This is a genomic window from Nocardioides sp. FY1077 (assembly GCF_058681775.1).
Genome location: NZ_JBZWDB010000004.1, coordinates 27,058 through 53,884, shown reverse-complemented (window position 1 = coordinate 53,884; position 26,827 = coordinate 27,058). Strand labels below are relative to the sequence as shown.

Below are 26,827 nucleotides of genomic sequence, written 5' to 3'. Positions count from 1 at the left end.
GGCCGCATGCGCACCGGACCCCGCACCCCCCGCGCCCGACGGCTGCTCGCCACCGGCGCCACCGCCCTGCTCGCCGCCACGCTGGTCGGGCCGACAGGCCCTGCCGGCCCGGCCGGCGCCGCCACCCACGTGCCGACCGGATCGGCGACCGACGTCCGCACCGCGGCGCCGGACACCGACACGGCGCCGGCGCGGGCCGTGCCGCGGCTCCGGGTCACCGAGGTGGCCGGCGGCCTCGACCACCCCTGGGACGTGCGCTCGATCGGCCAGGGGCGGCTGCTGGTCACCCAGCGCGACCGGGCGGCCCTGACGGTGGTCGAGGACGGCGTCACCCGCGACGTCGACTTCCCCTCCGAGGACGTGTGGGTCTCCGGCGAGACCGGCCTGATGGGCCTCGAGGTCGACCCCGGGTTCGCCGACAACGGCCGGTTCTACACCTGCCAGGGCGGCACCACCGGCGACGGCGGGCACGACGTGCGGGTGGTGGCGTGGCGCCTCGACGACGCCGCCACCACCGCGACCCGGGCCCGGGTGCTGCTGCGGGGGCTGCCCGCGACGTCGGGTCGCCACGGCGGCTGCCGGCTGCTGGTGGCCCGCGACGGCTCCCTGGTCGTCGGCACCGGCGACGCCGCGGTCGGCACCAACCCGCGCGACCTGCGCTCCCTGGGCGGCAAGACGCTGCGCCTCGACCGGATGACCGGCGAGCCGTGGCCCGCCAACCCCTTCGTGCGCAGCGACTCGGTGCGCAAGCGCTACCTCCTGACCTACGGCCACCGCAACGTGCAGGGCCTGGCCCAGCGCCGCGACGGCTCGCTGTGGTCGGTGGAGCAGGGCAGCTACCGCGACGACGAGGTCAACCGGCTGCGCGCCGGCGGCGACTACGGCTGGAACCCGGTGCCGGGCTACGACGAGAGCGTGCCGATGACCGACCGGTCGCTGCCGGGGCGCCAGGTCGCGGCACGCTGGCGCTCGGGGTCGTCGACCGTGGCCACCAGCGGCGCGTCGTTCGTGGCCGGGCAGCAGTGGGGCGCCCTGCGCGGCGCCCTCGCGGTCGGCGTCCTCAAGGACACCGAGGTGCTGTTCCTGACCTTCGACGCCGACGGACGGCTGCAGCGGGTGCGTGCCCCTGAGTCGCTGCAGCGCCACGGCCGCATCCGTCAGGTGGTGCAGGCGCCGGGCGGCGCGCTGCTGCTCACCACCGACAACGGCGACGGTCGCGACGTCGTGCTGCGGGTGCGGCCCGCTGCGGGCTGAGCCGGCCGGTCAGTCGGCCCAGCCCCACCAGGCCGCCCCGGCGACGACGGTGAGGAACAGCACCACGAACCCCACCACCGGCACCCACGGCACCCAGGTGGGGTGGAGGGTCCACCACGCGGCGGCCACCAGCAGCAGGAGGGCCCAGACGCCCAGCAGCAGCACCTGCGCCCACCACGGCGTGACGGGGCCCGAGGCGGCGTACAGGAAGAACACCGCGGCCATGCCGGCCATGCCGACGAAGGGCCACGGCGAGGCGGCGTCGTCGCGGCGCACCGGCCGGCCCGGCCGGACCACGCTCAGCGGTCCGCGTCGGGTGCGGCGCCCGGGGCGTCGTCGTTCCAGGCGGGGTCGCCGTCCCAGGCCTCGTTGCGCTCCTGGGCCCGCTCCAGGGCCCGCTCGGCCTCGGCCCGGCTGGCGAACGGCCCGAGCCGGTCCTTGCTGGGGCTGAGGTCCGCGGACGTCTCGACCCGGCGCTGCTTGACGTTGTACCAGTACTCCTCGTCGGCCATGGGGGCGAAACTACACTCGTCCCCCGTGACTCCCGTGGCTCCCGCGTCCATCAGCCCCCGCCGCGCCGTCCCGGCGTCGATCCCCCGCCCGGAGTACGTCGACCGGCCGGCCCCGGCACCGTTCGAGGGCAGCGAGGTCAAGGACGCCGACACCATCGAGCGGATGCGTGCGGCCTGCCGGCTCGCCGCGCAGGCCCGGGAGGTCGTGGGCGCCGCGGTGGCGCCGGGGGTGACCACCGACGAGCTCGACCGCCTCGGTCACGAGTTCCTCTGCGACCACGGCGCCTACCCCTCGACGCTGGGCTACCGCGGGTTCCCGAAGTCGCTGTGCTCGAGCGTCAACGAGGTCGTGTGCCACGGCATCCCCGACTCCCGCGTCGTCGAGGACGGCGACATCGTCAACATCGACATCACCGCCTTCCTCGACGGCGTGCACGGCGACACCAACGCCACGTTCCTCGCCGGCGACGTCGACGAGGAGTCGCGACTGCTGGTGGAGCGCACGCGCGAGGCCCTCGACCGGGCGATCGCGGCGGTGCGGCCCGGACGCCGGATCAACGTGGTCGGCCGCGTGGTGGAGACCTACGCCCGCCGGTTCGGCTACGGCGTGGTGCGGGAGTTCACCGGCCACGGCATCGGCACCCACTTCCACTCCGGCCTAGTGGTCCCCCACTACGACGACCCCCACCACGACGACGTGATCAACGTCGGGATGACCTTCACCATCGAGCCGATGCTCAACCTCGGCACCCACGAGTGGGACATGTGGGACGACGGCTGGACGGTCACCACCCGCGACAAGCGCCGCAGCGCGCAGTTCGAGCACACCCTGCTGGTCACCCCCGACGGCGCCGAGGTGCTCACCCACCCCTGACCCACCCGCCGGTCGGGCGCCGCCCCGTTGGTCGAGCAGCGAGCGCCGTCCGCGCCGCCCGCCGGTCGAGCAGCGAGCGCCAGCGAGCGTCGTCGAGACCACCCTCACCGGCCCACCCACCCCTGCGGCCAGGGGCTCGACGAGGTCAGGTGAGGTCGTCGAAGGACCGCTCGCCGGTCTCGGCGAGGCGCCGCTCGACGCGGAGCACGGCGACCTCGTGCTCGGGGTCGCCCGACATCACCGCCGCGAGCCGCAGGTGGGGCAGCGCGTCGGAGAGCCGGCTCTGCCGCTCGAGCGCCCGGCCGAGGGCGTGGCGCGCCCAGATGTCGTCGGGTGTCTCCTCCACCAGCTCGCGCAGGTCGGCCTCGGCCCGGCCGAGCTGGGCGCGGATCAGGTACGCCCACGCCCGCAGCGACCGCAGGCCGGAGCTGCGCGGGTCGAGCTCCAGCGCCGGCTCGAGCACCGCGAGCGCCTCGACCGGCGCTCGGCGCGCGAGCAGGTCGTGGGCGACGCGGTAGGCGGACTCGGCGCCGGTCTGGCCGGGGAACACGAGGGGTGGGGGCTTCAGCTCGTCGTCGGGCACCCCGCCACGGTACGTTCTCCTCGCGGACGGGCTGGCCGGGCGACCGCGTCGTCTCCTCCGGGAGGCGCCGAGGAAGGTCCGGGCTCCACAGGGCGAGGTGGTGGGTAACGCCCACCCGGGGTGACCCGCGGGACAGTGCCACAGAGAACAGACCGCCCCGACCGGCCTCGGCCGGGCGGAGCAAGGGTGAAACGGTGGTGCAAGAGACCACCAGCGGCCCGGGCGACCGGGCTGGCTCGGCAAACCCCACCTGGAGCAAGGTCAAGAAGTGCAGGGCCACGGCCCCGCATGCGCGCACGTTCGAGGGTGACCCGCCCGAGTGCGCGGGTAGACCGCTGGAGGCTGTCGGCAACGGCAGTCGTAGATGGATGGTCGCCCCCGGGGCCGCGAGGCTCCGGGACAGAACCCGGCCTACAGGCCAGCCCGTCCGCACCCGGGCTAGGCCTGCAGATGCGAGGTTGTGACATCGCCGCAGTCCGCGTCCGCGCCGGGTCCGCAGCTCAAGCCTCATCGCGAATCAACCGTGGTTCCGGGTCACACCCTGATCCGCCAAGAAGCCCGGCGCCGATACGGTGGGCTCGGGCCGCGCGCGCACCGCCAACGGTGTACGGACGCCCTCCGGCGTGCCGGTCACGCAGCGAGCGCCGCATCCCCCCTCTACGACTCGCCACGCACAGATTGCCTTCGGGCCCCGATGACTTAGGCGCCGAACATTGGGAACTAGTTGGACGACGACAAGTCTCAACCCAGCCTTACCGAGCGAGAAGAAACCCGCGAGGTCGTACGCCGGCCGACGGCGTAGGGTCGCTCGGTGAGTTCCTTTTCCTCCTCTTGCCCGGTGCCCTCAGCACACCGACGGCTGATGGACTGTCACGATCACTGGCACGCGGCGCTCGACGACTACATGGAGCCCGAGGGCTTTCGCCTCGCGTTGAACGCCCTGATCCAAGCCCTCCGCAACGTCACGTGGCTCCTTCAGAAGCAGAAGGCCGACCTCCCAGACTTCGACGCCTGGTACCCGAAGTGGCAGGCCGCGGTGAAGCCGGACCCGGTCATGGGCTGGGTCGTCAAGGCACGCAACCGGATTGTTAAAGAGGCGGACCTCGAACTGCTCTCAACTGCGCGACTGACCATGACCTTCGACTGGCTGAATGGCGGGGAGCAGGTCCTCCACGTCCCACCCCGTGAGCGCCCCGTGGACATCGCGGCGATGCTGCTTCGCAAGGGCGTGCCGCCCTACCCGGAAGGCGAATCGACACTCACGATCGAGCGTCGTTGGGTCGACCGGCTGCTCCCGGACTGGGAACTGCTGGACGCCGCGGATCATGCGTACGGCGAACTCGTGGAGGTGCTCGGCGCCGCGCACGCTGCCGCAGGGGTCACCGAATGCAACCTCGACGCCCGTAAGCGCGATTGCGTCGTCGCCGCCCTGGAGTACCCGCTCGACTGCACCTGGACGGGCGTCGACACTCGGAGCGCTGACTTTGACCTCGGCTCCTTGACGCCCTACACGCGCGAGTTCCGACGCATCGAGCTCAATCGCGAAAAGGCGGAGAAGGCCGCGGAGAAGTACGGGGTGGACCTGAAGGACCACCCGGATGGTGACGCTATCGCGCGTGTGCCCGGACTTTTCCGGCTGGCCTCTCGCATGCTGGTGAAGGACGGCGATGCGGCGCAGGTTGCCTGGTTCTTCCGTGGCAAGGATGTGGTCGACATGCAGGCAACGTCGTACGGCGATCAGGCCGGGAAGATGCTCTCGATGCGCGAGATGGCGAACCGCGTACGGATGCGCAACGCGGACGGCTTCCTGTACATCAGCGAGATGTGGACGGGCAAGGGCCCCACGAAGGAGCAGTTTCTCTCCGGCGAGTATGTGGCTGCCCGCAACCAGCCCGACCGCGGCGAGGCTCTTCAGGTCACGGGCCTCACGCGCGATGGGCGCACCCTGACAGCCCTCGCGCCCTTCACACGCGACGCCGACGGCGCGATCGTCATAGGGGAGCCGGAATACGAGCCGTATGACCAGATGGCGCTGATGTCGTACCGACCCATCTTCCAGGCGTGGGGCATCGCCGAGGCGGACCCCATGCAGAGGATCAGAAACAAACTCCACGCGGAAGACGCGGAAGACGCGTCGGGTCGCGATGGATGAGGGCCACAACTGCGCGAGATCGCCCCGCGGACCGGACCGCAGGGGGCGAGTCGCCGCCGCATCTTCCAGCGGGACATTCCGCCGCGAGTGAGATAGGGCGAGAACGACCGGCGGGCGCGTGCCTCCCTCGAGCACGCTACGGTCTGTTGGCGCAAACACGGAGGAGCCACGATGACGGACTGGCCAGCAACCGCTTCCGCCGCATTCGCTGGAGTCGGCCTCATGGCCACGGCATGGCAGTTGCGACAGGGCAGCGTGGATGCCGCTCAGCAACGCAAACTGGAGAGCGCCGGAGTATGTGCGTCCTGGCATCCATTAGAAGCTCCTAGGCCGGGCGAAGCTGATTCCGACGGATTCGCCCTCTGGCGGTACGACTTCTTCGTCGACAATCCTGGCCGTTTCCCAATCAGTTCGATCGAACTGGATGTTGTCTTTCCAGTCGACGTGCGGCGGGTTCGTGGCCAACATCTCGAAGGGCCCACGCGTCATCTCGAGATGGTCCATCCGGTGCTAGCGGGAGCCGACCAGCGACGTTGGGGGCGGACCCTGCGCATGCGATACGCCGACGCAGACGGCAACCTCCATGCGACGACTGCGTCCGTCTCGTTCATCAGCGCAGAAGGTATTCCGCATCGGACCGAGTGGCCGCGTCCGTCGCGCTAACGCACGCGCCGATTGATGCTTCGTAGATGGCGAGTCCAGTAGCGACCGCACCCTCGGCAAAGTCGCTGTAGCGTACTTCCTCCGCGAGCTGGCGCACGGTAGCGCCGGACTGCTCGTCGTGAAGGCTTGCGTGAAGAATAACGTTGAGGGGCTGCGGATCGAACTGCCGATCCTCGCAGGGCAAGTGATTGGCTCCGAGCGTCACCACGAGCCGACTATCCGCTGAGGGAGTAAGGAGGATTCGCTGATGGCTGACCGAAGCACCGCCAGCGCTGGGCGGCCAACGCCTCCAGACCCCCAACTGCTCGGCTTGTTTTGCCAACTCGTAGAGGAGTACGACCGTCTGGGTGCCGCGTTCCCAGTCTCGGTTACCTCGTTCGAGTTGCTCCCGGAGAACCCTGCTAACGATACCGAGCGATGGCACCGCATTGTCAGAGCGATGGCGCTCCGCAAGTTCGTGCTCGGACGGCACGATCACGTCCGAGCCGACAAGGTGCTGGTCGCGTTCCGGAACTGCCTAAGGGACCCAGTGGACGCGGTTGCCCTCGAGCGGTGGTCTGATGACTTTCGAGCGATCGGCACCAAAGTGCAGGTTGATGAGGGCGGCGACGCGCGGCGAAGTCTGACCGAAGTCCTCGAAGACCTGATTTACGGCTCGTATCTGCACGGAGACCTCGATCGATGGGAACGAAGCACCAGTCGGTGGCGAGGAAGCGTCGACCTCGGCTTCTGGATGTTCTCAGAGGACTCCGAGTTCTACATTCGGCGGCTCAGATCCACCATCCGGGCCGCGGCCCGGGAAGGTCGCCTCAATGACATAGCAACGGCCTCGGTCGAATGCGAGGCTGCCAACCGATCACTCACAAGCAGGCCTCATCGAGAGTAGGTGCGTCACTGCGCCGCCTGTCGGCGTGAGTCTGCCAGGCAAGGAGAGGGCGATCGCCGTGAGTGCGACGACCCCGCCCCTGCTCGGGGCGGTGGTACCTGGGCATCGACACCCGCGCCACTCAAGCGGATGACGAGCCGGTGACGCGAAGCTTGGACGACCGCACGGGCGGCGGGGCGGAGGATGCTCTCGCCCCCTCCCCGCTGTGGGTGCGAAACTGGCGACAACTGCTGCGGCGAGCCGCGCGGCAGTCGACCGACTAGAGCCAGCCGTTGTCCTCGGCGACCCGGAGCGCCTCGGCCCGGTTGGCAGCGAGGGTCTTGCCGATGGCCGCGGAGAGGTGGTTGCGGACCGTGCCCTCCGACAGGCTCAGCTGCCGCGCCAGTGCGGCCACCGGCGCGCCGCCGCGGGCCGCTCGCAGCACCTCGGTCTCGCGGGGGCTCAGCGGCGACTCCCCTGCGGCCAGGCTGTCGGCCGCGAGCGTCGGGTCGACCACGCGCAGGCCGGCGTGCACCCGCCGTACGGCGTCGGCCAGCTGCGCCGCGGGGGTGTCCTTGACGACGAACCCGGAGGCGCCGGCCTGCATCGCCCGCCGCAGGTAGCCGGGCCGCCCGAACGTCGTCACGACGAGCACCCGCGTGGCCGGCAGGGCGGCACGCAGGGCGGCCGTGGCGGCGATGCCGTCCATGCGCGGCATCTCCACGTCGATCAGGGCGACATCGGGCAGGTGCGCCAGGGCGGCGGGGACGACCTCGTCGCCCGCGCCCACCTCGGCGACCACCGTCAGGTCGGGCTCGAGGCCGAGCAGGGCCGACAGCGCGCCGCGCACCAGTGCCTGGTCGTCGGCGAGCAGCAGCCGGATCGGGCCGGCGCTCATCCGAGCACCACCCGCAGCGAGAAGCCGGGTGAGAGCCGCTCGGTCACGACCGTCGCACCCGCTGCGGCCGCGCGCTCCCGCAGGCCCAGCAGCCCCGACCCGAGGTCGTCGGACGCCGACCCCGCGCCGACGCCGTCGTCGCGCACCTCCGCGGCCACCGCGGAGAGCCGCACCTCGCACGTGCGGGCGCGGGAGTGCCGCACGACGTTGGTGACGCCCTCGCGCACCGTCCAGGCGAACAGCTCGCGGGCCTCGGAGGGCGCATCGTCGACCGAGCCGGGCAGCACGGCCGAGATGCCGGCGGCCTCCAGCACCATCCGCGCGCGGACCAGCTCCTCGGGCAGGGTGACGGTGCGGTAGCCCGTCACCGCGCGGCGCACGTCGGCGAGCGCGTCGCGGCTGAGCCGCTCGAGGTCGGCGACCTCCCCCCGGGCGCGCGCGGCGGCCTCGGGCGTTCCGGCGTCGAGCAGCCGCCCGGCGAGCTCGGCCTTCACGGTGATCACGGTCAGGGAGTGGCCCAGGATGTCGTGCAGGTCGCGTGCGAAGCGGCTGCGCTCGTTCTCGACCGCGAGGTCGGCGTTCTCCTCCTCGGCCCGCAGCAGCTCGTGGTTGCGCGAGACGACGGCGCGCACGCTGAGCACCGCCACCGACGCGGCCAGCACGGCGAAGACGAGGCCGACGGGGCTGCCGGAGCCGGTGGCCCGGTAGAGCACCACGTCGGCCGCGACGAGCACGGCGACCACGGGCCCTGCCAGCCGCACCGGCAGCACCATCACCGCGCCGACCGCGATGAAGGGCGAGCACGCGGCACCGGAGGGGCCGACGAGCACGACCGTCGCCGCGCCGAGCGCGGTCTGCACCCCGAGGTGGGCGAGCGCCCGGGACCGCTCAGGACGGTCCCGCATCTCCCGCCCACGCTCGCCGAGCCACAACGACAGGTACACGCAGGCGAACACCAGCGTCGTCGCGATCCCGAGCAGCCCGCGCAGCTCGGCACGGTCGGCCCAGGCGTCGGTGAGGGGCTCGAGGAGGAAGAACAGCCAGATGCCGGCCAGGAACGGCGCGGCCCGGGCCACGGTGCCGCCGGGGGGCGCCTGGTCGGTCCTGCTGCTCACGCTGGTCACCGTAGTGCCGCTCAGACGCGGTCGGTGTCGCGGCTCAGGCACCACGCGGCGCCGAGCAGGAAGACCACCAGCCACGCCACCGCGTTCGGCACCGCGCCCCACGCCAGGTCGCCGGTCAGCGGGGCGCGGCTGATCTCGGCCACCCCGAACATCGGCGTCCACTCCGCGATCCGGTGGACGACCGAGCCCTCGTCCATCGGGACGAACACGTTGCCGAGGAAGGCCAGGATCGCCAGCCCGGGGCTGAGCACCTGCATCGCGTTCTCCCCGGGCACCAGGTAGCCGACGAACACCCCCAGCGCCGCGAACACCAGGACGCACGACGACGTGAGCACGGCGCACGCGAGCCACGTGCCGAGCGACATCGAGGGCTTGCCCTGCACCACCCCCACGAGGTTGACCGCGGTGATCGCGACGGTGCCGAGGGCGAGGGCGACCAGCGCCTTGGTCACGACGTACGCCGCTGGGTGCAGCGGCGTCAGCCGCAGCTGGCGCGACCAGCCCAGCGCCCGCTCCGTGGCCACCGACGCGCCGGCGGTCGCCGCGATCAGCGCAGCGCCGTACAGGGCCATCGACACCATGACGTACGCGGCGACGTTGCCGTTGCCGACCGAGTGGTCCCAGTCAGACTGGCTGCCGAAGGAGAGGAACAGCGCCGCGGGGAAGACCAGGCTGAAGAACAGGGTGCGCTTGTTGCGCAGCATCCGACGCAGCTCCAGGCGCAGGACGGTCGGGCTGAACCCGCCCATCGAGGGGACGTCACGATCAGCCCGGCGCCCGGTCGGGTCTCCGGTCGGGTCGCCGGTCGGGCGGGGGCTGGTGGCGGTCGTCATCGGGCACGCTCCGTGGTGAGGTCGAGGAAGGCGTCCTCGAGGCCACGCGCGGTGATCTCGAGGTCGTGGGCGGTGGTGCGGGTGTAGAGGTGACGGGCGACGGCGTCGCTGTCGTCGGTGCCGACCAGGACGTGCTCGCCGCGGACCTCCACGGACTCGACGCCGGGCACGTCCGCGATGGCCGCGAGCACGGCGGACGACGGGGCCGGCAGGGTGGCGCGGACGACGCGCCCCGAGGCCAGCGCCCTGACCTCGGCGCTGGTGCCGTCGGCGACGACCAGCCCCTGGCTCACCAGCACGATGCGGTCGGCGTACTGGTCGGCCTCCTCGAGGTAGTGGGTCGCGAAGACCACGGTGCGGCCGCGCTCGGCGTCGCGGCGCACGGTGGACCAGAACGACCGCCGGGCCTCGACGTCCATCCCGGTGGTCGGCTCGTCCAGCAGCAGCAGGGCCGGGTCGGGCAGCAGGGCCAGGGCCACGCGCAGCCGCTGCTGCTCGCCGCCCGAGCACGTGGCGACGACGCGGTCGGCGAGGGCGGTGACGCCGGCGTCCGCCATCACGGCCTCGACCGGCAGCGCGTGCGGGAAGAGGCTCGCGACGTACTGCACGGTCTCGCGCACGGTGAGGTCGCTCAGCAGGCCGCCGGACTGCATGACCGCCGACACCAGCCCGCGGGCCACCGCGTCGCGCGGCTGGAGGCCCACCACCTCGACCGTGCCGCTCGTGGGGCGGCCCAGCCCGAGGACCAGGTCGAGGGTCGTGGTCTTGCCGGCCCCGTTGGGCCCGAGGAACGCCACGACCTCGCCGGGCTCGACCCGCAGGTCGATGCCGCGCACGGCCTGGACGCCGCCGAAGCTGCGGGTGACGCCGGAGAGGAGCAGGGCGGGTGGGCCGGGCGCGAGGGAGGGCCGTCGGGCGTCGGCCGGGGTGGTGGTCGTCATGCCTCCACCGTGGCCGCGACGCGTGGCCGGCACCTCGCTCGCGCGTCACGGTCTCGGGGTGACAGGTGTCAGGGGTCCGCGCCGTGCGGCCGCGGCCGCGCCCGGGTCCCCCTCGGCCGGGTGTGCCACGTCCGGGCCGCGCAGTGGGATGCTGGCGCCATGACTGACGGACTCGACAGCGAGAACATCTCGGAGTGGATGTCGGCAGCCGCCCGCGACCTCGAGGACCAGCAGGCTCCCGAGGAGACCTACGAGACCGCCGTCTCGTTGGCGCTGACCCACATCCCCGGCTGCGACGCCGCCGGGCTGACCATCGCGCGTCGCCGCGGCCGGGTGGAGTCGCACGCGCCGAGCGACCCCGCGGTGCTGGTCGCCGACAACTTGCAGCAGGAGCTCAAGGAGGGCCCGGTCCTCGACTCCCTGTGGGACCGCACGACCATCTACAGCCCCAGCCTCGCCCACGACGCCCGGTGGCCGGTCTGGGGTCCCCGCGTCGTCGAGGAGACGGGGATGCGCAGCGCCCTGTCGTTCCAGCTGTTCACCCACAAGGACGTCCTCGGGGTGCTGAACCTGTTCGGCCGGCCCAAGGACGCCTTCGCCGAGGAGGACCGGCTCGACGGGCTGGCGCTGGCGGCCCACATGGCGATCGCGGTGACGGCGGTGCACAAGCTCGACAACCTCAGCTCCGCGCTGGCCTCGCGCACCGTCCTCGGTCAGGCCACCGGGATCGTCATGGAGCGCTACCGGCTCTCGCCCGACCGTGCGTTCGGCGTCCTCGTGCGCCTCGCGGGGCAGACGGAGACCAAGGTGCGCGACGTGGCCGAGGCCCTGGTCAACGACGGCTCGTTGCCGCAGCTGCCGAGGCCGGCGGACCCCGACGACGTCGACTGAGCCCGGGTCCGGCCCCGGGGGCAACGACCACGACGACCACGGTGTCCGCGGTGGCGAGCAGCCGCGCGGGGTACCGGGGCGCCGCCGGTGGACCACCGGCCCACCGACGCACGTCCAGGGAGACCCCGTGACCTTGCTTCCCCCCGCGCCCGCCCCCGTGACCGGGCCCACGACGTGCTTGGATGAGGCATGAGCAGGCGCCGGGTCCTCGCGATCGTCCAGGCCGGTGGAGCCGGCGGTCGCATGGACGTCCTCACGCGGGAGCGCGCCAAGCCCGCGCTGCCCGTCGGGGGCGTCTTCCAGCTCGTCGACTTCCCGCTGTCGAACCTCACCCACAGCGGCATCAGCGACGTGTGGCTCTCGCTGCAGTTCCAGGGCTCCACGCTCGAGGAGGAGGTGGCCAACGGCCGCCCCTGGGACCTCGACCGCAGCAAGGGCGGGCTGCGCCTGCTGCTGCCCGAGGAGGGCACCGGCAGCCTCGACGAGGAGGGCTTCGCCCGCGGCAACGCCGACGGGCTCTTCCGCATCCGCCGTCAGGTGGCCGACTTCGGCGCCGACGTCGTGCTGGTGATGAGCGCCGACCACGTCTACACCCTCGACTACATGGACGTCGTCGACGCCCACCTCGCCGCCGGCGCGGAGTGCACCCTGGTGACCAGCACGGTGCCGATCGAGGAGGCCGGCGACCACGCGGTGGTCGAGGCCGACGACGACGGCCTGGTCACCGGCTTCGCCTACAAGCCCGACGAGCCGGCCTGCGACGTGGTCGCCACCGAGGTGGTGGCCTACGACCCCGTGGTGCTCGTGGAGGTGCTGGAGGAGCTGCACCGCGAGGTCGGCGCCGACAGCCCCGCCGGCGACAGCGGGCTCGACGACTTCGGCGACCACCTCGTGCCCCGCCTGGTGGAGCGCGGCCGCACGCGCGCGTTCGCCCTCGACGGCTACTGGCGCGACCTCGGCAAGCCGCACAAGTACCTGCAGGTCCACCAGGACCTGCTGACCGACGACCTCGACGTGCTCGGCCGCGACGACTGGCCGATCCTCACCCGGCAGCCCCAGCGCTCCCCCGCCCGCCTGCTGGAGGGCTGCGACGTCCGCGACAGCCTGGTCAGCCCCGGTGCCCGGGTCGCCGGTGCCGTGCACCGCAGCGTGCTCGGCCCCGGCGTCGTCGTCGAGGCCGGCGCCCTGGTGGCCGACAGCGTCGTCTTCCGCGACGTCACCGTCGAGGCCGGCGCCCAGGTGCACCGCGCCATCGTCGACACCGGCACCATCGTCGGCGCCGACGCCGTCGTCGGCACCCCCCGGCCCGGTGACCCCCACCCCGACCACGTCACGCTCATCGGCCGCGACTGCACGGTCGGGCCCGGCGTCACCCTGGAGCCCGGGTCGCGGCTCGAACCCGGCACCACCGCCTGAGCACCACGCCCCCGCACCACCCCCGATCAGCACCGACCAGCCCGTGCACCACCCCCCGGAGCCGTCGTCCGACGGCCCCACCGACGAGAGGAACCCCACCGTGGCCACCTACGACGCCGACCTGCAGGCAGCCGTGGACGCGACGTCCGTCGCCCACGCGATCGGCGAGACCGACCTGCTGACCTACCTGCGCAACGAGCTGGCCGAGCGCGACATCGAGACCGCCGACGAGGCCTGGCTCGAGCGGATGATCGAGAAGCTCAAGGCCGACCGGTCGTTCATGATCGACAGCGAGCCGGACGACTACACCCGCCCCCCGCGCGAGGTGTGACCCCGGTGCGGCCCTGACCGGTCCTGGCCGGACACCGAGCAGCCCGCCCCGGGCGTGACCCGGGGCGGGCCGGTGCACCCCTGGCCCGACCACGCCCGGAAATGTCCGATCGGAGGATTCCGCGGCCACGCCGCGCCGCGCCATCGTGGGGGCGACGACCCCCAGGGGCCCGCCGCGCGGCCCAGCACCCCCCGGCCATGGCCGCCGCGGGCCCCGGGGGTCGGCGCACGTCAGCCCGCCGCGGGCCCGGACCCCGGCCGCGTCACTCCACCAGCTCGAAGGCCACCCGCCGCGTCGCCAGGTCGGCCTCGACCAACCGCACGCGGACGTCGGCGCCCAGCGGCAGCGGCCCGGTCGCGGTGACCCGCGCCTCCACGGCGGGGTCGGCCACGACGACCGTGCCGCGGGTCGGTTGCTCCTCGTCGACGGCCACCACGACACCGGCGAGCTCCTCGCCCACGCGGCCGGCCAGCACCCCGGCCTCGACCAGGTCGACCAGTGCCCGCTCGTAGCGGTTGGCCTGCGTCGCCGAGCGCTTCAGGGTGGCGGGCAGCTCGCGGAGGCGGGCCAGCACCCACTCCGGCACGTCCTCACCCGCGCACAGCGCGACGCACACCTCGCCGGCGTACCGGTCACCGAGGCGGCGCAGCGGCGCCGTGACGTGGGCGTACTCCGAGGCCAGCGCGGCGTGCTGCGGCATCGCCGGCACCTCGCCGTCGAAGCCGACGTAGCCGCTGCCGCGCAGCAGCCGGGTGCTCGCCACCACCATCGCGGCGTGCGCCGGCACCGACGGGTCGAGCGAGCGGATGAAGTCGGGGTAGAGCTGCTCGGCCGGCCAGGCGATCCCGAGCGCCCGAGCGGTGCGGTGGAGCCGCTGCACGTCCCGCGGGTCGGGCGGCGGGAGGGTGCGCAGCAGCCCGACGCGGCCGTAGACCATCAGGGCGGCCGCCGCGAAGCCGGTGAGCAGCGACAGCTGGGCGTTCCACTCCTCCACCGGCAGCAGCTCGCGGAACTCCAGGCGCCACGTGTCGCCGTCGACGTCGATCTCCTGCTCGGGCAGCGGCAGCGACACCCCGCCGCGGGCGGCCTCGCGCGCGAGGCGCAGCGGACCCAGCTCGGCGAGCAGCCGCAGCGACTCCACGCCGCTGCCGTCGTCGATCATCGTCTGGGCCTGCTCGTAGGTGAGCTGGGCGGTCGAGCGCACCAGCGCCCGCTCCACCACCACGTCGGTGCGCTCGCCCTCGGCGGTCAGCCGGATCGTCCACAGCAGCGCCGGGCGCACCTGGTCGGCCAGCAGCGAGCCGGCGTCCTCGCTGATCGCCTTGGGGTGCAGCGGGATCTTGGAGTCGGCGCCGTAGAGCGTCTCGCCGCGGCGGTGGGCCTCGAGGTCGACCGGGTCGCCGGGGGTGACGAACGCGGCGACGTCGGCGATCGCGTAGTGCACGACGAAGCCGCCGTCGTCGCCGCGCTCGAGGTGGAGCGCCTGGTCGAGGTCGCGCGACCCCTCGGGGTCGATGGTGACGAACGGGAGGTCGGTGCGGTCGAGCGTGGGCAGGCGGGGCGCGGCGGCGGCGGCCACGGCGGCCGCCTCGACCTCGGGCGGGAACTCGGCGACCACCTCGAGCTCGGCGCGCACCTGCTCGATGCCGCTGCGCAGCTGGGCGGCGGCCACCCCGTCGTCGCTGGATCGGACCCGGACCACGCGGTTGCTCGGCATGCGTGCACCATAGCGGCGTGCTGATGCTGCTGCCGCCCAGCGAGGGCAAGACCGCCCCGCGCCGTGGCGCCCCGCTCGACCTCTCCGGGCTGTCGTCACCCTCGCTGACCGAGACCCGCCGCCGGGTCGTCGACGCCGTGGTCGACCTGTGCTCCGGCGACCCCGCCGTGGCCGCCGGCGTGCTCGGCCTCGGCCCCACCCAGCTCGACCTCGTCGACCTCGACCGCCGCCTGCGCGACTCCCCCACCGCGCGCGCCGACCGGGTCTACGCCGGGGTCGTGTACGACGCCCTCGACGTCGCCACCCTGTCGTCGGCCGCCCGACGCCGCTCCGCCACCCGCCTCGCGGTGGTCTCCAGCGTCTTCGGCATGGTGCGCCCGACCGACCGCATCCCGGCGTACCGGCTCTCCGGCGACGCCACCCTGCCGGGCCTCGGGTCGATCGCCGCCACCTGGCGTGCGGCCCTCGGGCCCGCGGTCACCGAGGCGGTCGGCGGCGGGCTGCTGGTCGACCTGCGCTCCTCCACCTACGCCGCCTTCTGGCGCCCGGGCGCCGACCTCGCCCCCCGCGTGGCGACCGTGCGGGTGCTGCACGAGTCGGGCGGCGGCGTCCGCACGGTGGTGAGCCACTTCAACAAGGCCACCAAGGGCCGCCTCGTGCGCGCCCTGCTCGAGGACGGCGCCCGCCCCCGCACCCCGGCCCGCCTCGCCGAGGCGCTGCGCGACCTCGGCTGGACCGTCGAGGTGGCCGACCCGGGCGCCCAGGGCACCCGGCTCGACGTCGTGGTGTCACAGACCTGAGACCTAGGGCACCCACACCGCGGCGTCGTGGGCGAAGAGCACCCGCCGCGGGTCGAGCTCGAGCAGGCGCGTCATCCACGGGCTCGGGCGGGGCAGCGGCTCCTGGTGGCCCAGGGCCACGGCACGGGCGGCCAGGACGTCGGCCGACCAGTCCGACGCCGCGTCGTGCGACTGCCCGGCCAGCACCACCGTGCCGTCGTCGCAGACCAGCACCACGCTCTGGTGGCCCGCCACGTGACCCGGCGTCGGGACCACCAGGACCCCAGGGGCCGGCTCCGCCTCACCGTCGAGCAGCTCGTAGGTGGCGCCCGGGAAGTCGACGAGGGCCGGCACCGTGTAGCCCTCCGTGCGGGCCGCCTCGAGCTCGGCGCGCTGGCAGAGCACCGGACGTCCGGCCAGCTGGCGGTTGCCGCCGACGTGGTCGAAGTGCAGGTGGCAGTTCACGACCAGGTCGACGTCCGCCACGCTCAGCCCGACGCGCCCCAGGGCCTGCGGCAGGGGCACCCGCCGCGGGCGGTAGTGCGCCTCGACCTCGGCCCCGGCCTCGCCCATCCCGGTGTCGAGCAGCAGCACCCCGGCCGACGTGCGGACGACGTAGGCGAGCACGGCCTCGACGCGGGGCCGGCCGGTGCCGGTCTCCTCGGCGGGACGCACGAAGGTGCCCAGCGGGAGACGGCGGACGTCGTCGATCCTCATGCCCGTCACCGTAGGGGCCGCCGACGCCGCCGGGGTGTCCGTCCGCTGCGGGCGGAACCGTGGGGCTACCAGTGCGCGGGGTCGAGCGCCCCGCCGCCGTCACCGGGCGGCAGCGTGTTGTAGAGGCGCATCGAGCCGCGGGGCGCGGCCCCCGGGGCGTCACCGGGGTAGAACGAGACGACCGAGACCGACGCGGGCGAGAGCTCCATGCGGAACACCGCACCCAGCGGCGCGTCGAGGGCGTGGGCCACCAGCGTCTTGATCGGCGTCACGTGGCTGACCACCACCACCGTGCGACCGGCGTGCCGCGCCAGCACCCGGCCGAGCCCGGCCAGCACCCGCTCCTGCACCGCGGCGAACGACTCCCCGCCCGGCGGCGGGACGTCGAGCGACCCGAGCCAGGCGTCGAGCCCGACCTGGTCGCGCTGCGCCACCTCGGCGAACGTCAGCCCGTCCCAGGCGCCGAACTCCATCTCGGCGAAGCCCGGCTCGTCCTCGACAGCCAGGCCCAGCCGCTCCGCGACGATCGCGGCCGACTCCTGCGTGCGTCGCACCGGCGAGGCCACGACGGCGTCGACGCGGTCGCCCAGGGCGGCCAGCCAGTCGGCGGCGGCGCGCACCTGCGCGCGGCCCTCGTCGCTCAGCCCCGGGTTGTCGCCACCGAGCCCGCCGGAGAACCGCTTGGCCGCGGTGTGCACGGTCACCCCGTGGCGCACCAGCACGAGCGTGGTCGGCGGGCCACCGGCCCCGGCCCACCCGCGCGCCGGCGGCGCCGGGCTCTCCAGCTCCTCCACCAGCGAGTCGCCGCTGCCGGCGCCGTCCGCGGAGGTGACCCCGTCGCGGAGCCCGTCGAGCGCCTCGTTCGCCAGCCGGTCGGCGTGCCCGTTGCGCTCGCGCGGCACCCACGTGTACGTCGTGCCCGCCGGTGCCAGCCGCCCGGCCTCGGCGGCCAGCGGTCGCATGTCGGGGTGCTTGATCTTCCAGCGCCCCGACATCTGCTCGACCACCAGCTTGGAGTCCATCCGCACCTCGACCTCGGCGCCCGGCGCCAGGTCGGCCACCAGGCGGAGCCCGGCGATGAGCCCGGAGTACTCCGCCACGTTGTTGGTGGCGTGACCGATGGCCGTGCCGTCCTCGGCGATCACCGCGCCGGTCTCGGCGTCCTTCAGCACCGCGCCGTACGCCGACGGGCCGGGGTTGCCCCGCGAGCCGCCGTCGGCCTCGACGACGACGCGTCGCGGCGCCGTGCCGGAGCCCGTCTCGGGCTCGGTGCTCACAGCCCCGACTCGGGGGTGCGCACGAGGATGCGCGAGCACTCCTCGCAGCGCACCACGGTGTCGGCCGGTGAGGAGGCGATCACGGCGAGCTCGGCGTTGTCGATGCCGAGCTGGCAGCCGGTGCAGCGTCGCTGGCGCAGCGCGGCCGCGCCCACGCCGTTCTTCTGCCCCCGCAGCTTCTCGTAGAGGGCCAGCAGGTCCTCGGGGATGCCGTCGAGCGAGGGACCGCGCTGGGCCTCGACGTCGACGAGCTGGGCCTCGATCGCGCCGGTCTTCTCCTGGGCGGTGGCACCGAGCCCGGCGAGCCGGCCGTCCATCTCGTCGAGCTGCGCGGTGAAGGCGTCGAGCATGCCCTGGGCGGCCTCGAGCCGCTCCATCACCTCGAGCTCGTCGTCCTCGAGGCTGGTGATGCGCCGCTCGAGGGAGACCAGCTCCTGGCTCATCCGCTCCAGGTCCTTGGCACCGACCAGGCCCTGGTCCATCCGGTCGCGGTCGCGGGTGCGGCGGGCCTTCACCTGCTCCACGTCGGCGTCGACCTTCACCTGCTCGGTGGTGAGGTCGCTGACCAGGATGCGGGCGTCGCGGGCCTGGTCGTCGACCTCCTTGCGCTGGGCGCGCAGCAGGTCGATCTGGGCGAGCTCGGGGAGGTGGTCGCGCTGGTGGCGCAGCAGGTCGGCCCGGGAGTCGAGCTCCTGGACGTCGAGGAGCCGGAGCTGGGCGGACGGGTCGGCTTTCAGGGGGTGCTCCCGGTGGGGTCGGGACGGTCGCTGCGGAACGTCCAGGGGTCGGTCGAGGTGGTGCTGACGCGGGTGGTGATCCTATCGCCCAGCGCCGTGCGCAGACGCTCCTCCACCACGGGCAGCCACGTCCACTCCGCGGCCCAGTGGGCGACGTCGAGCAGCGCGGGGCCGCCGTGCTCCACGAACTCCGACGCGGGGTGGTGGCGCAGGTCACTGGTGAGGTAGGCGTCGGCGTCGGTGCGGCGCACGTCGTCGAGCAGGAAGTCGCCCGAGCCGCCGCACACCGCCACCCGTCGTACGACGCGGTCGGGGTCGCCGGCCACCCGCACGCCCTGCGCAGTGGGGGGCAGCGCCGAGGCCACCGCGCGGGCCAGGTCGGCCAGCGTCGTCGGGGCGAGGGACCCGATGCGCCCGGTGCCGGTGGTGGCGACACCGGCGTCGGCGATCTCGGCGACGTCGAAGGCCACCTCCTCGTAGGGGTGCACCGCGAGCATCGCCCGCACCACGGGGGTGCGCAGCTCGCGGGGCATCACCACCTCGATGTTGACCTCGGAGGTCATCTCGAACTCCCCCACCGTGCCGATCGCCGGGTTGGCCCCCGGCAACGGCCGGAAGCGTCCCTCGCCCACCGAGGAGAACGACGCGTGCTCGTAGTCGCCCACCGAACCCGCGCCGGCCGCGGCCAGCGCGGCCCGCACGCGGTCGGCGTCGTCGGCCGGCACGTAGACGGTGAGCTTGTCGAGCGGCGTCGAGGGGGCCGGGCGCAGGGGGGCGCAGCCGGTGAGGCCGATGGCGGCGGCCAGCGCCTCCGACACCCCGCCCTCCGCCTGGTCGGCGTTGGTGTGGGCGGTGAGCAGCGCACAGCCCGCGCGCGCCAGCGTCGTGAGCGTGCGGCCCTTGGGGGTCGCGGTGGTGAACCCGTGCACCGGCTTCAGGAACAGCGGGTGGTGCACCAGCAGCAGGTCGGCGCCCCACGCTGCGGCCTCGTCGGCCACGGCCCCGGTGGCGTCGACGGCCAGCATCACCCGCCGCACCGGCGCCTCGAGGTCGCCGTGCACGAGCCCCACGGCGTCCCAGTCGTCGGCGGTGCCCGGCGGGTACCACCCGTGGACCAGGTCGACCACGTCACCCAACGTCGTCGGTGCGTGCGGCGGTGGTGCTGGCGTCGGAGGCACGGGCGTGGGCATGGCCGCGAGATTAACCCGGCGCCGACCTGAGTACGACGACGCATCCGCCGCGGCGCCCGCGCCGCCAGGCTCGGAGCATGACCTCCTCCCCCGGCGTCACCCTCCGCTCCACCGCCCGCGCCGTCGTCGGCGTCCACGCCGGCCTCGTCGTGCTGCTGGCCTGCTGGTTCGTCGTCGCCCTCGTCGGCGCCGACCCCGGCATGCCCGACACCCTGCTCGGCGCGGCGATCGCCCTGGCGGCCCTCGGCGCCCTCGGCAGTCCCTGGTCGTGGGTCTCGTGGGGTGCCGGCGACGTGACCGACCCCGGCACGGTCGCCCTCGTCGTCGCCTCCGCGGCCGGCAACGTCGTGCTGCACGCCGTCACGTGGCGACTGCTCGTCCGGGCCGTGAGCAGCCGCTCCCGGCCGGAGCCCGGCGTCGACGCCGACGGGCGCGTCTAGGCTCGCGGCATGTCCGTCGTGAAGATCAACGCCATCAGCGTCCCGCCGCAGGCCGGCCCCGAGCTCGAGAAGCGCTTCGGCGCCGCCGCCCACCGCATGGACGGCACGCCGGGCTTCCTCGGCTTCCAGCTGCTGCGGCCGGTGGCCGGCGAGGAACGCTACTTCGTGGTCACCCACTGGCTCGACGACCTGTCGTTCACCGCGTGGCGGGAGGGCTCGGCGGCCGCCGTGCACGGCGGCGAGCGGCGCGACCCCGTGTCGTCGGGGGCCGACCTGCTGGAGTTCGAGCTCGTGCTCGACGTGTGGCCGTCGGTCTGAGGGGACCGAGCTGGCCTGCCGGTCAGTTGACCTGCCGGTCGCGGCCCTCCCAGTACGGCGCCCGCAGCTTGTACTTCTGCAGCTTGCCCGTGGCCGTGCGGGCCAGCTCGTCGCGGAACTCGATCGAGGTCGGCGCCTTGTAGCCGGCCGCCTTGTCCTTGCACCACGCCACCAGCTCGGCCTCGGTGGCCTGCTGCCCGGGAGCGAGCACGACCAGGGCCGTGATCGTCTCGCCCCACCTCTCGCTCGGCACCCCGATCACGGCGACCTCCGCGACCGCCGGGTGGGAGAACAGCACGTCCTCCACCTCGATCGACGACACGTTCTCGCCGCCGGTGATGATCACGTCCTTCTTCCGGTCGCTGATCGTCAGGTAGCCGTCGTCGCCGATCACCCCGCCGTCACCGGTGTGGAACCAGCCGTCGGCCAGCGCCCGCGCCGACTCCTCCGGCTGCTCCCAGTAGCCCTCGAGCACGACGTTCGAGCGGGCCAGCACCTCGCCCGAGGTTCCGCCGGCTCCCTCGCCGGACCCCTCACCGGGGGCGTCGACCCGCAGGGTCACCCCGAGCGCCGGCGCACCGGCGCGGGTCAGCAGCCCGGCTCGCTCCTGGGCGTCGAGGTGGTCCCACTCGGCGCGCGAGCGGTTGACGGTGAGCAGCGGGGAGGTCTCGGTGAGCCCGTAGATCTGGATGAACTCCCAGCCCAGCTCCTCCTCGACCCGCGCCACCGTGCGGGTCGGCGGAGGGGCGCCGGCCATGATGATCCGCACCCGGTCGCGTCCGGGGATCTCGCCCTCCCAGTCCTGCGCGGCGTCGAGCACCGCCGCCGCCACCGCCGGGGCCGCGCACATCACGGTCACCCCGTGCTCGGCCACCCGGCGCAGGATCTCGGCGCCGTCGACCTTGCGCAGCACCACCTGCGGGACGCCGAGGCCGGTGGTGGCGAACGGCATCCCCCAGCCGTTGGCGTGGAACATGGGGAGGGTGTGCAGGTAGACGTCGCGGTCGCTGAGCGTCACGTGCATCGCGAAGGTCACCGCGTTGGTCCACAGGTTGCGGTGGGTGATCTGTACGCCCTTGGGCCGCGCGGTCGTGCCGGAGGTGTAGTTGATGCAGGCCGTGGCCGACTCGTCGTGCTCCCACGGCACCGGCGCGGCTCCGGGCGGGGCGTACAGGTGCTCGTCGACTCCCAGCACGAAGCGGTGCTCGGCGTGCACCCCGGCGAGCTGCTCGTCGAGCTCGGGGTCGACGTACAGCACCCGGGCCCCGGAGTGCTCGACGATGTAGGCCACCTCGTCCGGGCGCAGCCGGAAGTTCACCGGCACCAGCACCCGGCCGTGCCCGGCCACCCCGAAGAAGCTGGTCAGCAGCCGCGCGCTGTTGTGGCTGACCACCGCCACCCGGTCGCCCGGCGCGATGCCGAGGGTGTCGAGGTGGGCGGCCTGGCGGCGGGCGAGGTCGGCCATCTCGCCGTACGTCAGCCGCCCGTCGGTGCCGAGCGGGGACGCGGGCTGGTCGGGCTCGTCGACCACACCGACGCGGTCGGCGTACACCGCCTCGGCTCGCTGGATGAAGTCGGCAGCGCTGAACGGGACGAACATCTGACCTCCTGGGGGCGGTGACCTGGGCCACTGTAGTGACGCCCGTGCCGGGCGCGCCGGCACCAGGCGCCGGGGGCACCGGCGCACCGCCGACCTTCACCCCACCCCGGAGCGGCCACGCCGCGAGCGACCACCAGCCCGAGACCACCGACCCCGCCGCCCTGCACCGCCAGCCCGAGACCTCCGACGAGCAGCTCGCCCGGCCCGGCCCGGCTCGCCGGCCTCGGTGACCTCTGCGACGGGCGAGGAGGAGGACGGGCGCCGCACCGCCGAGCTCGTCGAGCAGGCCGGCCGCCGCGCCGGGCAGCCCGTGCCGGTCCGAGCCACATGAGAGTCCTCTCACGCGGGTCTCACACCACGTCCATGTACGTGGCGCACCGTGGGCGCATGCGCACCCTGCTGAAGGTCGTCGCCGCCCTCGCGCTCCTGCTGCCGATGGGCGGCTTCGTCGCGGGCTCGCTGGCCGCCGGCGGCTCGCCCGACGACCCGGCGCCGCGCGCGCCCATCGTCATCGAGGCGCCGTCACCGACGCCCGCGCCGTCGCCCACCGACCGACCGGTGCGCGACGACCGCCCCGTGCGGGACGACGACGAGCGCGACGACCGGGACGACGGGAACGACAGCGACGTCGGGGACGACGACGGGGTCGAGGTCGTCGTGCCACGTCCGGGTGACGTGGGTGGCGGTGGTGCGCCGGTGTACGACGACGACGATGATGACGACAGCGACGGGGAGGACGACGACGAGGGCGGGGACGACGGTGACGACGACGGGGACGACGGGGACGACGGAGACGACGACGACTGACGTGCGTCCCGTCCCCGCCCCCCGGCGGACGCGCCGCTCCGGCCTCTCGGTGCGGGTGCGGATCACCGCGGCGATGGCGCTGCTGGTCGCGCTGGCCCTGACCGGCGCCGGGTTCATCGTCCACGCCGTCGAGAGCGCCCGCATCGACGCCCAGACCATGCAGGAGGTCGACCAGGAGCTCGACGAGTTCGTCGCGCTGGAGAGCGGCCTCGACCCCGCGACCGGTGAGCCGTTCACCTCCATCCGACGCCTGCTGCGTCTCTTCCTCGACCGCAACGTGCCCGACGACGACGAGCTGCTGGTCGCCTGGCTCGACGCGGCGCCGAAGCTGCAGTCGCCACGCGAGGACCCGCTCCCCGAGGACCCCGCGTTCCTGGAGGCCGCCGCCCCGCTCGTGCGCGACGGCGGGTCGCAGGTGGTGGACAGCCCACGCGGGCCCCTCCTCGTCGCGGCCCAGCCGGTGCGCCTCGACGACGGGGACGCGACCGGTGCCCTCGTCGTGGTCGTCTTCCTCGCCGAGGACCGTGCGCTGCTCCTCGACACCATGCGCACCTACGCGGTCGTGGCCGTGCTGTCGCTGCTCGTGGTCATCGGCTTCGCCTCCTGGCAGTCGGGGCGCCTGCTGGCACCCCTGCGCGTCCTGCGTCGCACCGCCGACGAGATCGGCGACTCCGACCTCTCGCGCCGGGTGCCGGTGCAGGGCAACGACGACATCACCGCCCTGACCCTCACGGTCAACGGGATGCTCGACCGGCTCGAGGGGTCGTTCGCCGAGCAGCGGCGCTTCCTCGACGACGCCGGCCACGAGCTCAAGACGCCGCTCACCGTGCTGCGCGGGCACCTCGAGCTCCTCGACCCGCACGACACCGACGACGTCGAGGAGACCAGGAAGCTCCTGCTCGACGAGATCGACCGGATGGCGCGGCTGGTGGGCGAGCTGCTGCTGCTGGCCAAGAGCGACCGCCCCGACTTCGTCTCCCCGGGCCCCGTCGACCTCGGCCGCCTCACCGAGGACCTGCTGACCAAGGCCGCCGCGCTCGGCGACCGCACCTGGCTGCTCGACGTCGCCGCAGCCGTCGCCGTCGAGCTCGACGAGCAGCGCGTCACCCAAGCGGTGCTGCAGCTCGCCGACAACGCCGTGAAGCACACCCAGCCCGGCGACGAGGTCGCGATCGGCTCGTCGTACGACGGCGGCAGCGTGCGGCTGTGGGTGCGCGACACCGGGCCCGGGGTGCCGGCCGCCGACCGCGAGCTGGTGTTCCGCAGGTTCGGGCGCAGCGCCGTGCCGGAGGGCGACGAGGGCTTCGGGCTGGGTCTCTCCATCGTCACCGCGATCGCGGAGGCCCACGGCGGGACCGCCTCGGTGTCCGACGCCGACCCCCCCGGCGCCCTGTTCGTGCTGACCCTGCCCGCCCACCCCGTCCACCCCGGGCAGCCCGTGCAGCCCGTCGACCCCGTCCACCAGGAGGACCCGTGGCCCGCATCCTGATCGTCGAGGACGAGGCGCGCATCGCGTCGTTCGTCGCCAAGGGCCTCAAGGCCGACGGCCACCAGGCCACCGTCGTCGGCGACGGGCCCGGCGGGCTCGACCACGCCCTGAGCGGCGACTACGAGCTGATGGTGCTCGACATCGGCCTGCCCGGCGGCATGGACGGCTTCGAGGTGCTCGACGCCCTGCGCTCGCAGGGCTCGCGGATGCCCGTCATCGTGCTCACCGCCCGCGACTCCGTCGGCGACACCGTCACGGCACTCGAGGGCGGGGCCGACGACTACATGCCCAAGCCCTTCCGCTTCGCCGAGCTGCAGGCCCGCATCCGGCTGCGGCTGCGCCAGGCCCCGGGCAACGAGGGCGCCGGCCCCACCGGCGACGTGGTGGAGGCCGGCGGGGTCTCCCTCGACATCCGCACCCGCCGCGCCCGCGTGGGCCACCAGCAGGTCGACCTGTCGGCCCGCGAGTTCGCCCTCGCCGAGATCTTCATGCTCAACGCCGGCCAGGTGCTCTCCCGCGAGCAGCTCCTCGACCACGTCTGGGGCTTCGACTTCGACCCCGGCTCGAACGTCGTCGACGTCTACGTCGGCTACCTGCGCCGCAAGTTCGGCGCCGACGCCATCGAGACCGTCCGCGGCATGGGCTACCGCTTCCAGCCCTGACCCGGCTCGCTGGTCGAGTGCCGAGGAGCGCCCGGCCCCTCGCTGGCCGAGTGCCGAGGAGCGCCGAGCCTTCGCTGGTCGAGTGCCGAGGAGTGCCCAGCCCCTCGTCGGTCGAGTGCCGAGGAGCGCCGAGCCTTCGCTGGTCGAGTGCCGAGGAGCGCCAGCGACGAGGTGTATCGAGACCCCCGCAGCCAGCGCTGGGACCCGCCCGACCGATCGTTGGTCTAGTGCCGAGGAGCGCCCGGCCCCTCGCTGGTCGAGTGCCGAGGAGCGCCAGCGACGAGGTGTATCGAGACCCCGCAACCGGGCCGGTCGGCCGGTGGAGAACCACTGCACTCGAACATATGTTCGAGTAGGATGAGGGCATGCCCATCCCCCTCCGCCACCGCCGTCAGGACGTGTCGACCGACGCGCTCCTGACCGAGGCGCTGGGCCACCGCCGGGCCGCGGACGCGGCAGAGACGGCCCTGATGGTGACCACGGTGAAGTGGGCGGCAGCCAACGAGCTGCCGCCGTACGACGACGTCCTCGAGGACGCAGCGACCGTGCCGGGCACCGACCGCCAGCTGGTGGTCGCCGGCGATGGCTCGCCACTGGTCTCGGAGTTCGCGGTGGTGGAGCTCGCCGCCGTCTTGGGGATGGGCAGCGACGCCGGGATGCGGTATGTCGGTCACGCTCTCGAGATCGCCCACCGTCTGCCGCGGCTGTGGTCGCGGGTCACCGCGGGCGAGGTGCAGGTGTGGCGCGCCCGTCGGGTAGCCGAGCAGACGCTGGCGCTGAGCCCGGACGCGGCGGCGTTCGTGGACCGCCACGTGGCCCCGGTGGCCTCGAAGATCGGCTTCCGTGCGCTCGATCGGCTCATCGATGAGGCGATCGCCCGTCACGACCCGCAGCAGGCGCGAGCACGAGCGGCGAAGGCCGCGGACGACCGGTGCTTCGACGTGGACACCTCGCAGGTGTCGGTGTTCGGAACGATGCACGTGCAGGGCGACCTCGACCGCGCTGACGCGTTGGACCTGGATGCCGCGGTCGCGCACTGTGCGGCGCAGCTGGCCGAGCTGGGGTGCGCCGTGTCGCTGGACGCGCGTCGGGCGATGGCGGTCGGGGAGATCGCCCGTGCCCAGACCGCCCTCGACCTGACCCGCGACGACACCGAGCCCGAGCCCGAGCCCATGCCGCAGCGGCGGCGTCCGGCCCGGCAGGTCGTGCTGCACGTCCACCTCAGCGAAGCCGCCCTCACCGAAGCCACGTCGGACCTGCACCTGGCCCGGGTCGAGAGGACCCGAAGCTTCGTCTCCGCCGACCAGGTCAAGACCTGGTGCGCCAGCAGCGCCACCGGCGTGACGGTCCGGCCCGTCCTCGACCTCACCGAGCAGCGGCACACCGACGCCTACGAGGTCCCCGACCGAATGCGCGAGCAAATTGTGCAGCGCGACGACACCTGCCGCTTCCCCCACTGCACCCGCCCAGCCCGGTCATCCGACGTCGACCACATCACCCCGTACCGAGCACGCGCCGACGGCGGCCCACCCGGCCAGACGTCCACTGCCAACCTCGCCTGCTTGTGCAGACGCCACCACCGGGCCAAGACCCACGACGGCTGGACCTACACCCGCACCGCCGCAGCTGCGTACGAATGGATCAGCCCCCACGGGCACCGGTACGCCGTCGACCAGCGCGGCACCGCCCACCTCACCTGACCGCGCCCTCCGCCGATCGTTGGTCCGCAGGGCGCGCAGCGCCCGTGTCGAAACCCC

Annotated in this window: 28 protein-coding genes and 1 other RNA gene; 15 read left to right on the top strand and 14 right to left on the bottom strand. The window is 73.7% G+C overall.

Annotated features, from left to right (window positions below; genetic code table 11):
- Nucleotides 1-6: 6 nt before the first annotated feature.
- The gene (locus AC4OR8_RS15450) at nucleotides 7-1,254 is read left to right on the top strand and encodes a PQQ-dependent sugar dehydrogenase (protein ID WP_492166477.1); all 1,248 of its coding nucleotides are present in this window, start codon (nucleotides 7-9) and stop codon (nucleotides 1,252-1,254) included.
- Nucleotides 1,255-1,263: 9 nt separating this feature from the next.
- Here the strand turns inward: AC4OR8_RS15450 and AC4OR8_RS15445 are convergent, their stop codons facing one another.
- A complete protein-coding gene (locus tag AC4OR8_RS15445) occupies nucleotides 1,264-1,530 on the bottom strand; it encodes a hypothetical protein (protein WP_492166476.1) in 267 nt (88 codons plus the stop codon).
- 23 nt (nucleotides 1,531-1,553) lie between these two features.
- A complete protein-coding gene (locus tag AC4OR8_RS15440; protein ID WP_492166475.1) occupies nucleotides 1,554-1,766 on the bottom strand; it encodes an SPOR domain-containing protein in 213 nt (70 codons plus the stop codon).
- A 25-nt stretch (nucleotides 1,767-1,791) separates the two neighbouring features.
- On the opposite strand from AC4OR8_RS15440, the gene map reads away from it, so the two are divergent.
- Nucleotides 1,792-2,640: a type I methionyl aminopeptidase gene (gene map, locus AC4OR8_RS15435; RefSeq protein WP_492166474.1), complete on the top strand. Its 849-nt coding sequence runs from the start codon at nucleotides 1,792-1,794 to the stop codon at nucleotides 2,638-2,640.
- Between the two features lie 145 nt (nucleotides 2,641-2,785).
- On the opposite strand, the gene AC4OR8_RS15430 is transcribed toward map, so the two are convergent.
- Entirely contained in the window at nucleotides 2,786-3,223 is a 438-nt protein-coding gene (locus AC4OR8_RS15430; RefSeq protein WP_492166473.1) for a tetratricopeptide repeat protein, read from the bottom strand.
- A 27-nt stretch (nucleotides 3,224-3,250) separates the two neighbouring features.
- On the opposite strand from AC4OR8_RS15430, the gene rnpB reads away from it, so the two are divergent.
- Nucleotides 3,251-3,653, top strand: an RNA gene (gene rnpB, locus AC4OR8_RS15425) — RNase P RNA component class A.
- Nucleotides 3,654-4,034: 381 nt separating this feature from the next.
- A complete protein-coding gene (locus AC4OR8_RS15420) occupies nucleotides 4,035-5,375 on the top strand; it encodes a hypothetical protein (protein WP_492166472.1) in 1,341 nt (446 codons plus the stop codon).
- Nucleotides 5,376-5,985: 610 nt separating this feature from the next.
- Here the strand turns inward: AC4OR8_RS15420 and AC4OR8_RS15415 are convergent.
- A complete protein-coding gene (locus tag AC4OR8_RS15415) occupies nucleotides 5,986-6,246 on the bottom strand; it encodes a hypothetical protein (RefSeq protein WP_492166471.1) in 261 nt (86 codons plus the stop codon).
- A gap of 39 nt (nucleotides 6,247-6,285) precedes the next feature.
- On the opposite strand from AC4OR8_RS15415, the gene AC4OR8_RS15410 reads away from it, so the two are divergent.
- Entirely contained in the window at nucleotides 6,286-6,924 is a 639-nt protein-coding gene (locus tag AC4OR8_RS15410) for a hypothetical protein (RefSeq protein WP_492166470.1), read from the top strand.
- A 259-nt stretch (nucleotides 6,925-7,183) separates the two neighbouring features.
- On the opposite strand, the gene AC4OR8_RS15405 is transcribed toward AC4OR8_RS15410, so the two are convergent.
- The 4 genes from AC4OR8_RS15405 to AC4OR8_RS15390 are packed head-to-tail and all read right to left on the bottom strand — an operon-like array spanning nucleotide 7,184 to nucleotide 10,699.
- On the bottom strand, nucleotides 7,184-7,801 hold the full coding sequence (locus AC4OR8_RS15405) for a response regulator transcription factor (RefSeq protein ID WP_492166469.1): 618 nt from the start codon (nucleotides 7,799-7,801) through the stop codon (nucleotides 7,184-7,186).
- Nucleotides 7,798-8,916, bottom strand: a complete 1,119-nt coding sequence (locus AC4OR8_RS15400; protein ID WP_492166468.1) for a sensor histidine kinase — start codon at nucleotides 8,914-8,916, stop codon at nucleotides 7,798-7,800. Before AC4OR8_RS15400 ends, AC4OR8_RS15405 begins: the two co-directional genes overlap by 4 nt.
- A gap of 20 nt (nucleotides 8,917-8,936) precedes the next feature.
- Entirely contained in the window at nucleotides 8,937-9,758 is an 822-nt protein-coding gene (locus AC4OR8_RS15395) for an ABC transporter permease (RefSeq protein WP_492166467.1), read from the bottom strand.
- Nucleotides 9,755-10,699 carry an ABC transporter ATP-binding protein gene (locus tag AC4OR8_RS15390; RefSeq protein WP_492166466.1) on the bottom strand — a complete coding sequence of 315 codons (945 nt, stop codon included), beginning with the start codon at nucleotides 10,697-10,699 and terminating at the stop codon, nucleotides 9,755-9,757. Before AC4OR8_RS15390 ends, AC4OR8_RS15395 begins: the two co-directional genes overlap by 4 nt.
- 159 nt (nucleotides 10,700-10,858) lie before the next feature.
- Between AC4OR8_RS15390 and AC4OR8_RS15385 the strand changes: the two genes are divergently transcribed.
- The 3 genes from AC4OR8_RS15385 (at nucleotide 10,859) to AC4OR8_RS15375 (ending at nucleotide 13,337) form a co-directional block, all read left to right on the top strand.
- A complete protein-coding gene (locus AC4OR8_RS15385; protein WP_492166465.1) occupies nucleotides 10,859-11,590 on the top strand; it encodes a GAF and ANTAR domain-containing protein in 732 nt (243 codons plus the stop codon).
- A gap of 189 nt (nucleotides 11,591-11,779) precedes the next feature.
- Nucleotides 11,780-13,006 carry a glucose-1-phosphate adenylyltransferase family protein gene (locus AC4OR8_RS15380; protein ID WP_492166464.1) on the top strand — a complete coding sequence of 409 codons (1,227 nt, stop codon included), beginning with the start codon at nucleotides 11,780-11,782 and terminating at the stop codon, nucleotides 13,004-13,006.
- A 43-nt stretch (nucleotides 13,007-13,049) separates the two neighbouring features.
- The gene (locus AC4OR8_RS15375) at nucleotides 13,050-13,337 is read left to right on the top strand and encodes a hypothetical protein (protein ID WP_492166463.1); all 288 of its coding nucleotides are present in this window, start codon (nucleotides 13,050-13,052) and stop codon (nucleotides 13,335-13,337) included.
- Between the two features lie 262 nt (nucleotides 13,338-13,599).
- On the opposite strand, the gene AC4OR8_RS15370 is transcribed toward AC4OR8_RS15375, so the two are convergent.
- Nucleotides 13,600-15,054, bottom strand: a complete 1,455-nt coding sequence (locus tag AC4OR8_RS15370) for an RNB domain-containing ribonuclease (RefSeq protein ID WP_492166462.1) — start codon at nucleotides 15,052-15,054, stop codon at nucleotides 13,600-13,602.
- 23 nt (nucleotides 15,055-15,077) lie between these two features.
- On the opposite strand from AC4OR8_RS15370, the gene yaaA reads away from it, so the two are divergent.
- A complete protein-coding gene (gene yaaA / locus AC4OR8_RS15365; RefSeq protein ID WP_492166795.1) occupies nucleotides 15,078-15,854 on the top strand; it encodes a peroxide stress protein YaaA in 777 nt (258 codons plus the stop codon).
- A gap of 3 nt (nucleotides 15,855-15,857) precedes the next feature.
- Here the strand turns inward: yaaA and AC4OR8_RS15360 are convergent, their stop codons facing one another.
- From AC4OR8_RS15360 to AC4OR8_RS15345, 4 genes are all read right to left on the bottom strand, one after another.
- Nucleotides 15,858-16,550: an MBL fold metallo-hydrolase gene (locus AC4OR8_RS15360; protein WP_492166461.1), complete on the bottom strand. Its 693-nt coding sequence runs from the start codon at nucleotides 16,548-16,550 to the stop codon at nucleotides 15,858-15,860.
- A 65-nt stretch (nucleotides 16,551-16,615) separates the two neighbouring features.
- Nucleotides 16,616-17,827 (bottom strand): bifunctional RNase H/acid phosphatase, encoded by a 1,212-nt coding sequence (locus AC4OR8_RS15355; protein WP_492166460.1) that lies wholly within the window; start codon nucleotides 17,825-17,827, stop codon nucleotides 16,616-16,618.
- Nucleotides 17,824-18,564 (bottom strand): zinc ribbon domain-containing protein, encoded by a 741-nt coding sequence (locus AC4OR8_RS15350; protein ID WP_492166794.1) that lies wholly within the window; start codon nucleotides 18,562-18,564, stop codon nucleotides 17,824-17,826. The genes AC4OR8_RS15355 and AC4OR8_RS15350 overlap by 4 nt, the downstream gene beginning before the upstream one ends.
- Nucleotides 18,561-19,691, bottom strand: a complete 1,131-nt coding sequence (locus tag AC4OR8_RS15345) for a Nif3-like dinuclear metal center hexameric protein (protein ID WP_492166459.1) — start codon at nucleotides 19,689-19,691, stop codon at nucleotides 18,561-18,563. Before AC4OR8_RS15345 ends, AC4OR8_RS15350 begins: the two co-directional genes overlap by 4 nt.
- Nucleotides 19,692-19,831: 140 nt before the next feature.
- Here AC4OR8_RS15345 and AC4OR8_RS15340 point away from each other — a divergent pair, with 140 nt between their 5' ends.
- Both AC4OR8_RS15340 and AC4OR8_RS15335 read left to right on the top strand, forming a co-directional pair.
- On the top strand, nucleotides 19,832-20,194 hold the full coding sequence (locus AC4OR8_RS15340) for a hypothetical protein (protein WP_492166458.1): 363 nt from the start codon (nucleotides 19,832-19,834) through the stop codon (nucleotides 20,192-20,194).
- A gap of 9 nt (nucleotides 20,195-20,203) precedes the next feature.
- Nucleotides 20,204-20,512: an antibiotic biosynthesis monooxygenase family protein gene (locus tag AC4OR8_RS15335; protein ID WP_492166457.1), complete on the top strand. Its 309-nt coding sequence runs from the start codon at nucleotides 20,204-20,206 to the stop codon at nucleotides 20,510-20,512.
- Between the two features lie 22 nt (nucleotides 20,513-20,534).
- Here the strand turns inward: AC4OR8_RS15335 and AC4OR8_RS15330 are convergent, their stop codons facing one another.
- The gene (locus AC4OR8_RS15330) at nucleotides 20,535-22,112 is read right to left on the bottom strand and encodes an AMP-binding protein (protein ID WP_492166456.1); all 1,578 of its coding nucleotides are present in this window, start codon (nucleotides 22,110-22,112) and stop codon (nucleotides 20,535-20,537) included.
- A gap of 387 nt (nucleotides 22,113-22,499) precedes the next feature.
- On the opposite strand from AC4OR8_RS15330, the gene AC4OR8_RS15325 reads away from it, so the two are divergent.
- The 4 genes from AC4OR8_RS15325 to AC4OR8_RS15310 all read left to right on the top strand — a co-directional run bounded on the left by AC4OR8_RS15325 (nucleotide 22,500) and on the right by AC4OR8_RS15310 (nucleotide 26,770).
- Nucleotides 22,500-22,919, top strand: a complete 420-nt coding sequence (locus AC4OR8_RS15325) for a hypothetical protein (RefSeq protein WP_492166455.1) — start codon at nucleotides 22,500-22,502, stop codon at nucleotides 22,917-22,919.
- A gap of 1 nt (nucleotide 22,920) precedes the next feature.
- On the top strand, nucleotides 22,921-24,408 hold the full coding sequence (locus AC4OR8_RS15320) for a sensor histidine kinase (protein ID WP_492166454.1): 1,488 nt from the start codon (nucleotides 22,921-22,923) through the stop codon (nucleotides 24,406-24,408).
- Nucleotides 24,393-25,070, top strand: a complete 678-nt coding sequence (locus AC4OR8_RS15315; RefSeq protein WP_492166453.1) for a response regulator transcription factor — start codon at nucleotides 24,393-24,395, stop codon at nucleotides 25,068-25,070. Before AC4OR8_RS15320 ends, AC4OR8_RS15315 begins: the two co-directional genes overlap by 16 nt.
- Before the next feature lie 365 nt (nucleotides 25,071-25,435).
- Nucleotides 25,436-26,770, top strand: coding sequence for an HNH endonuclease signature motif containing protein (locus AC4OR8_RS15310; RefSeq protein ID WP_492166452.1), 1,335 nt, complete (start codon nucleotides 25,436-25,438; stop codon nucleotides 26,768-26,770).
- The last annotated feature ends 57 nt before the right edge of the window (nucleotides 26,771-26,827 follow it).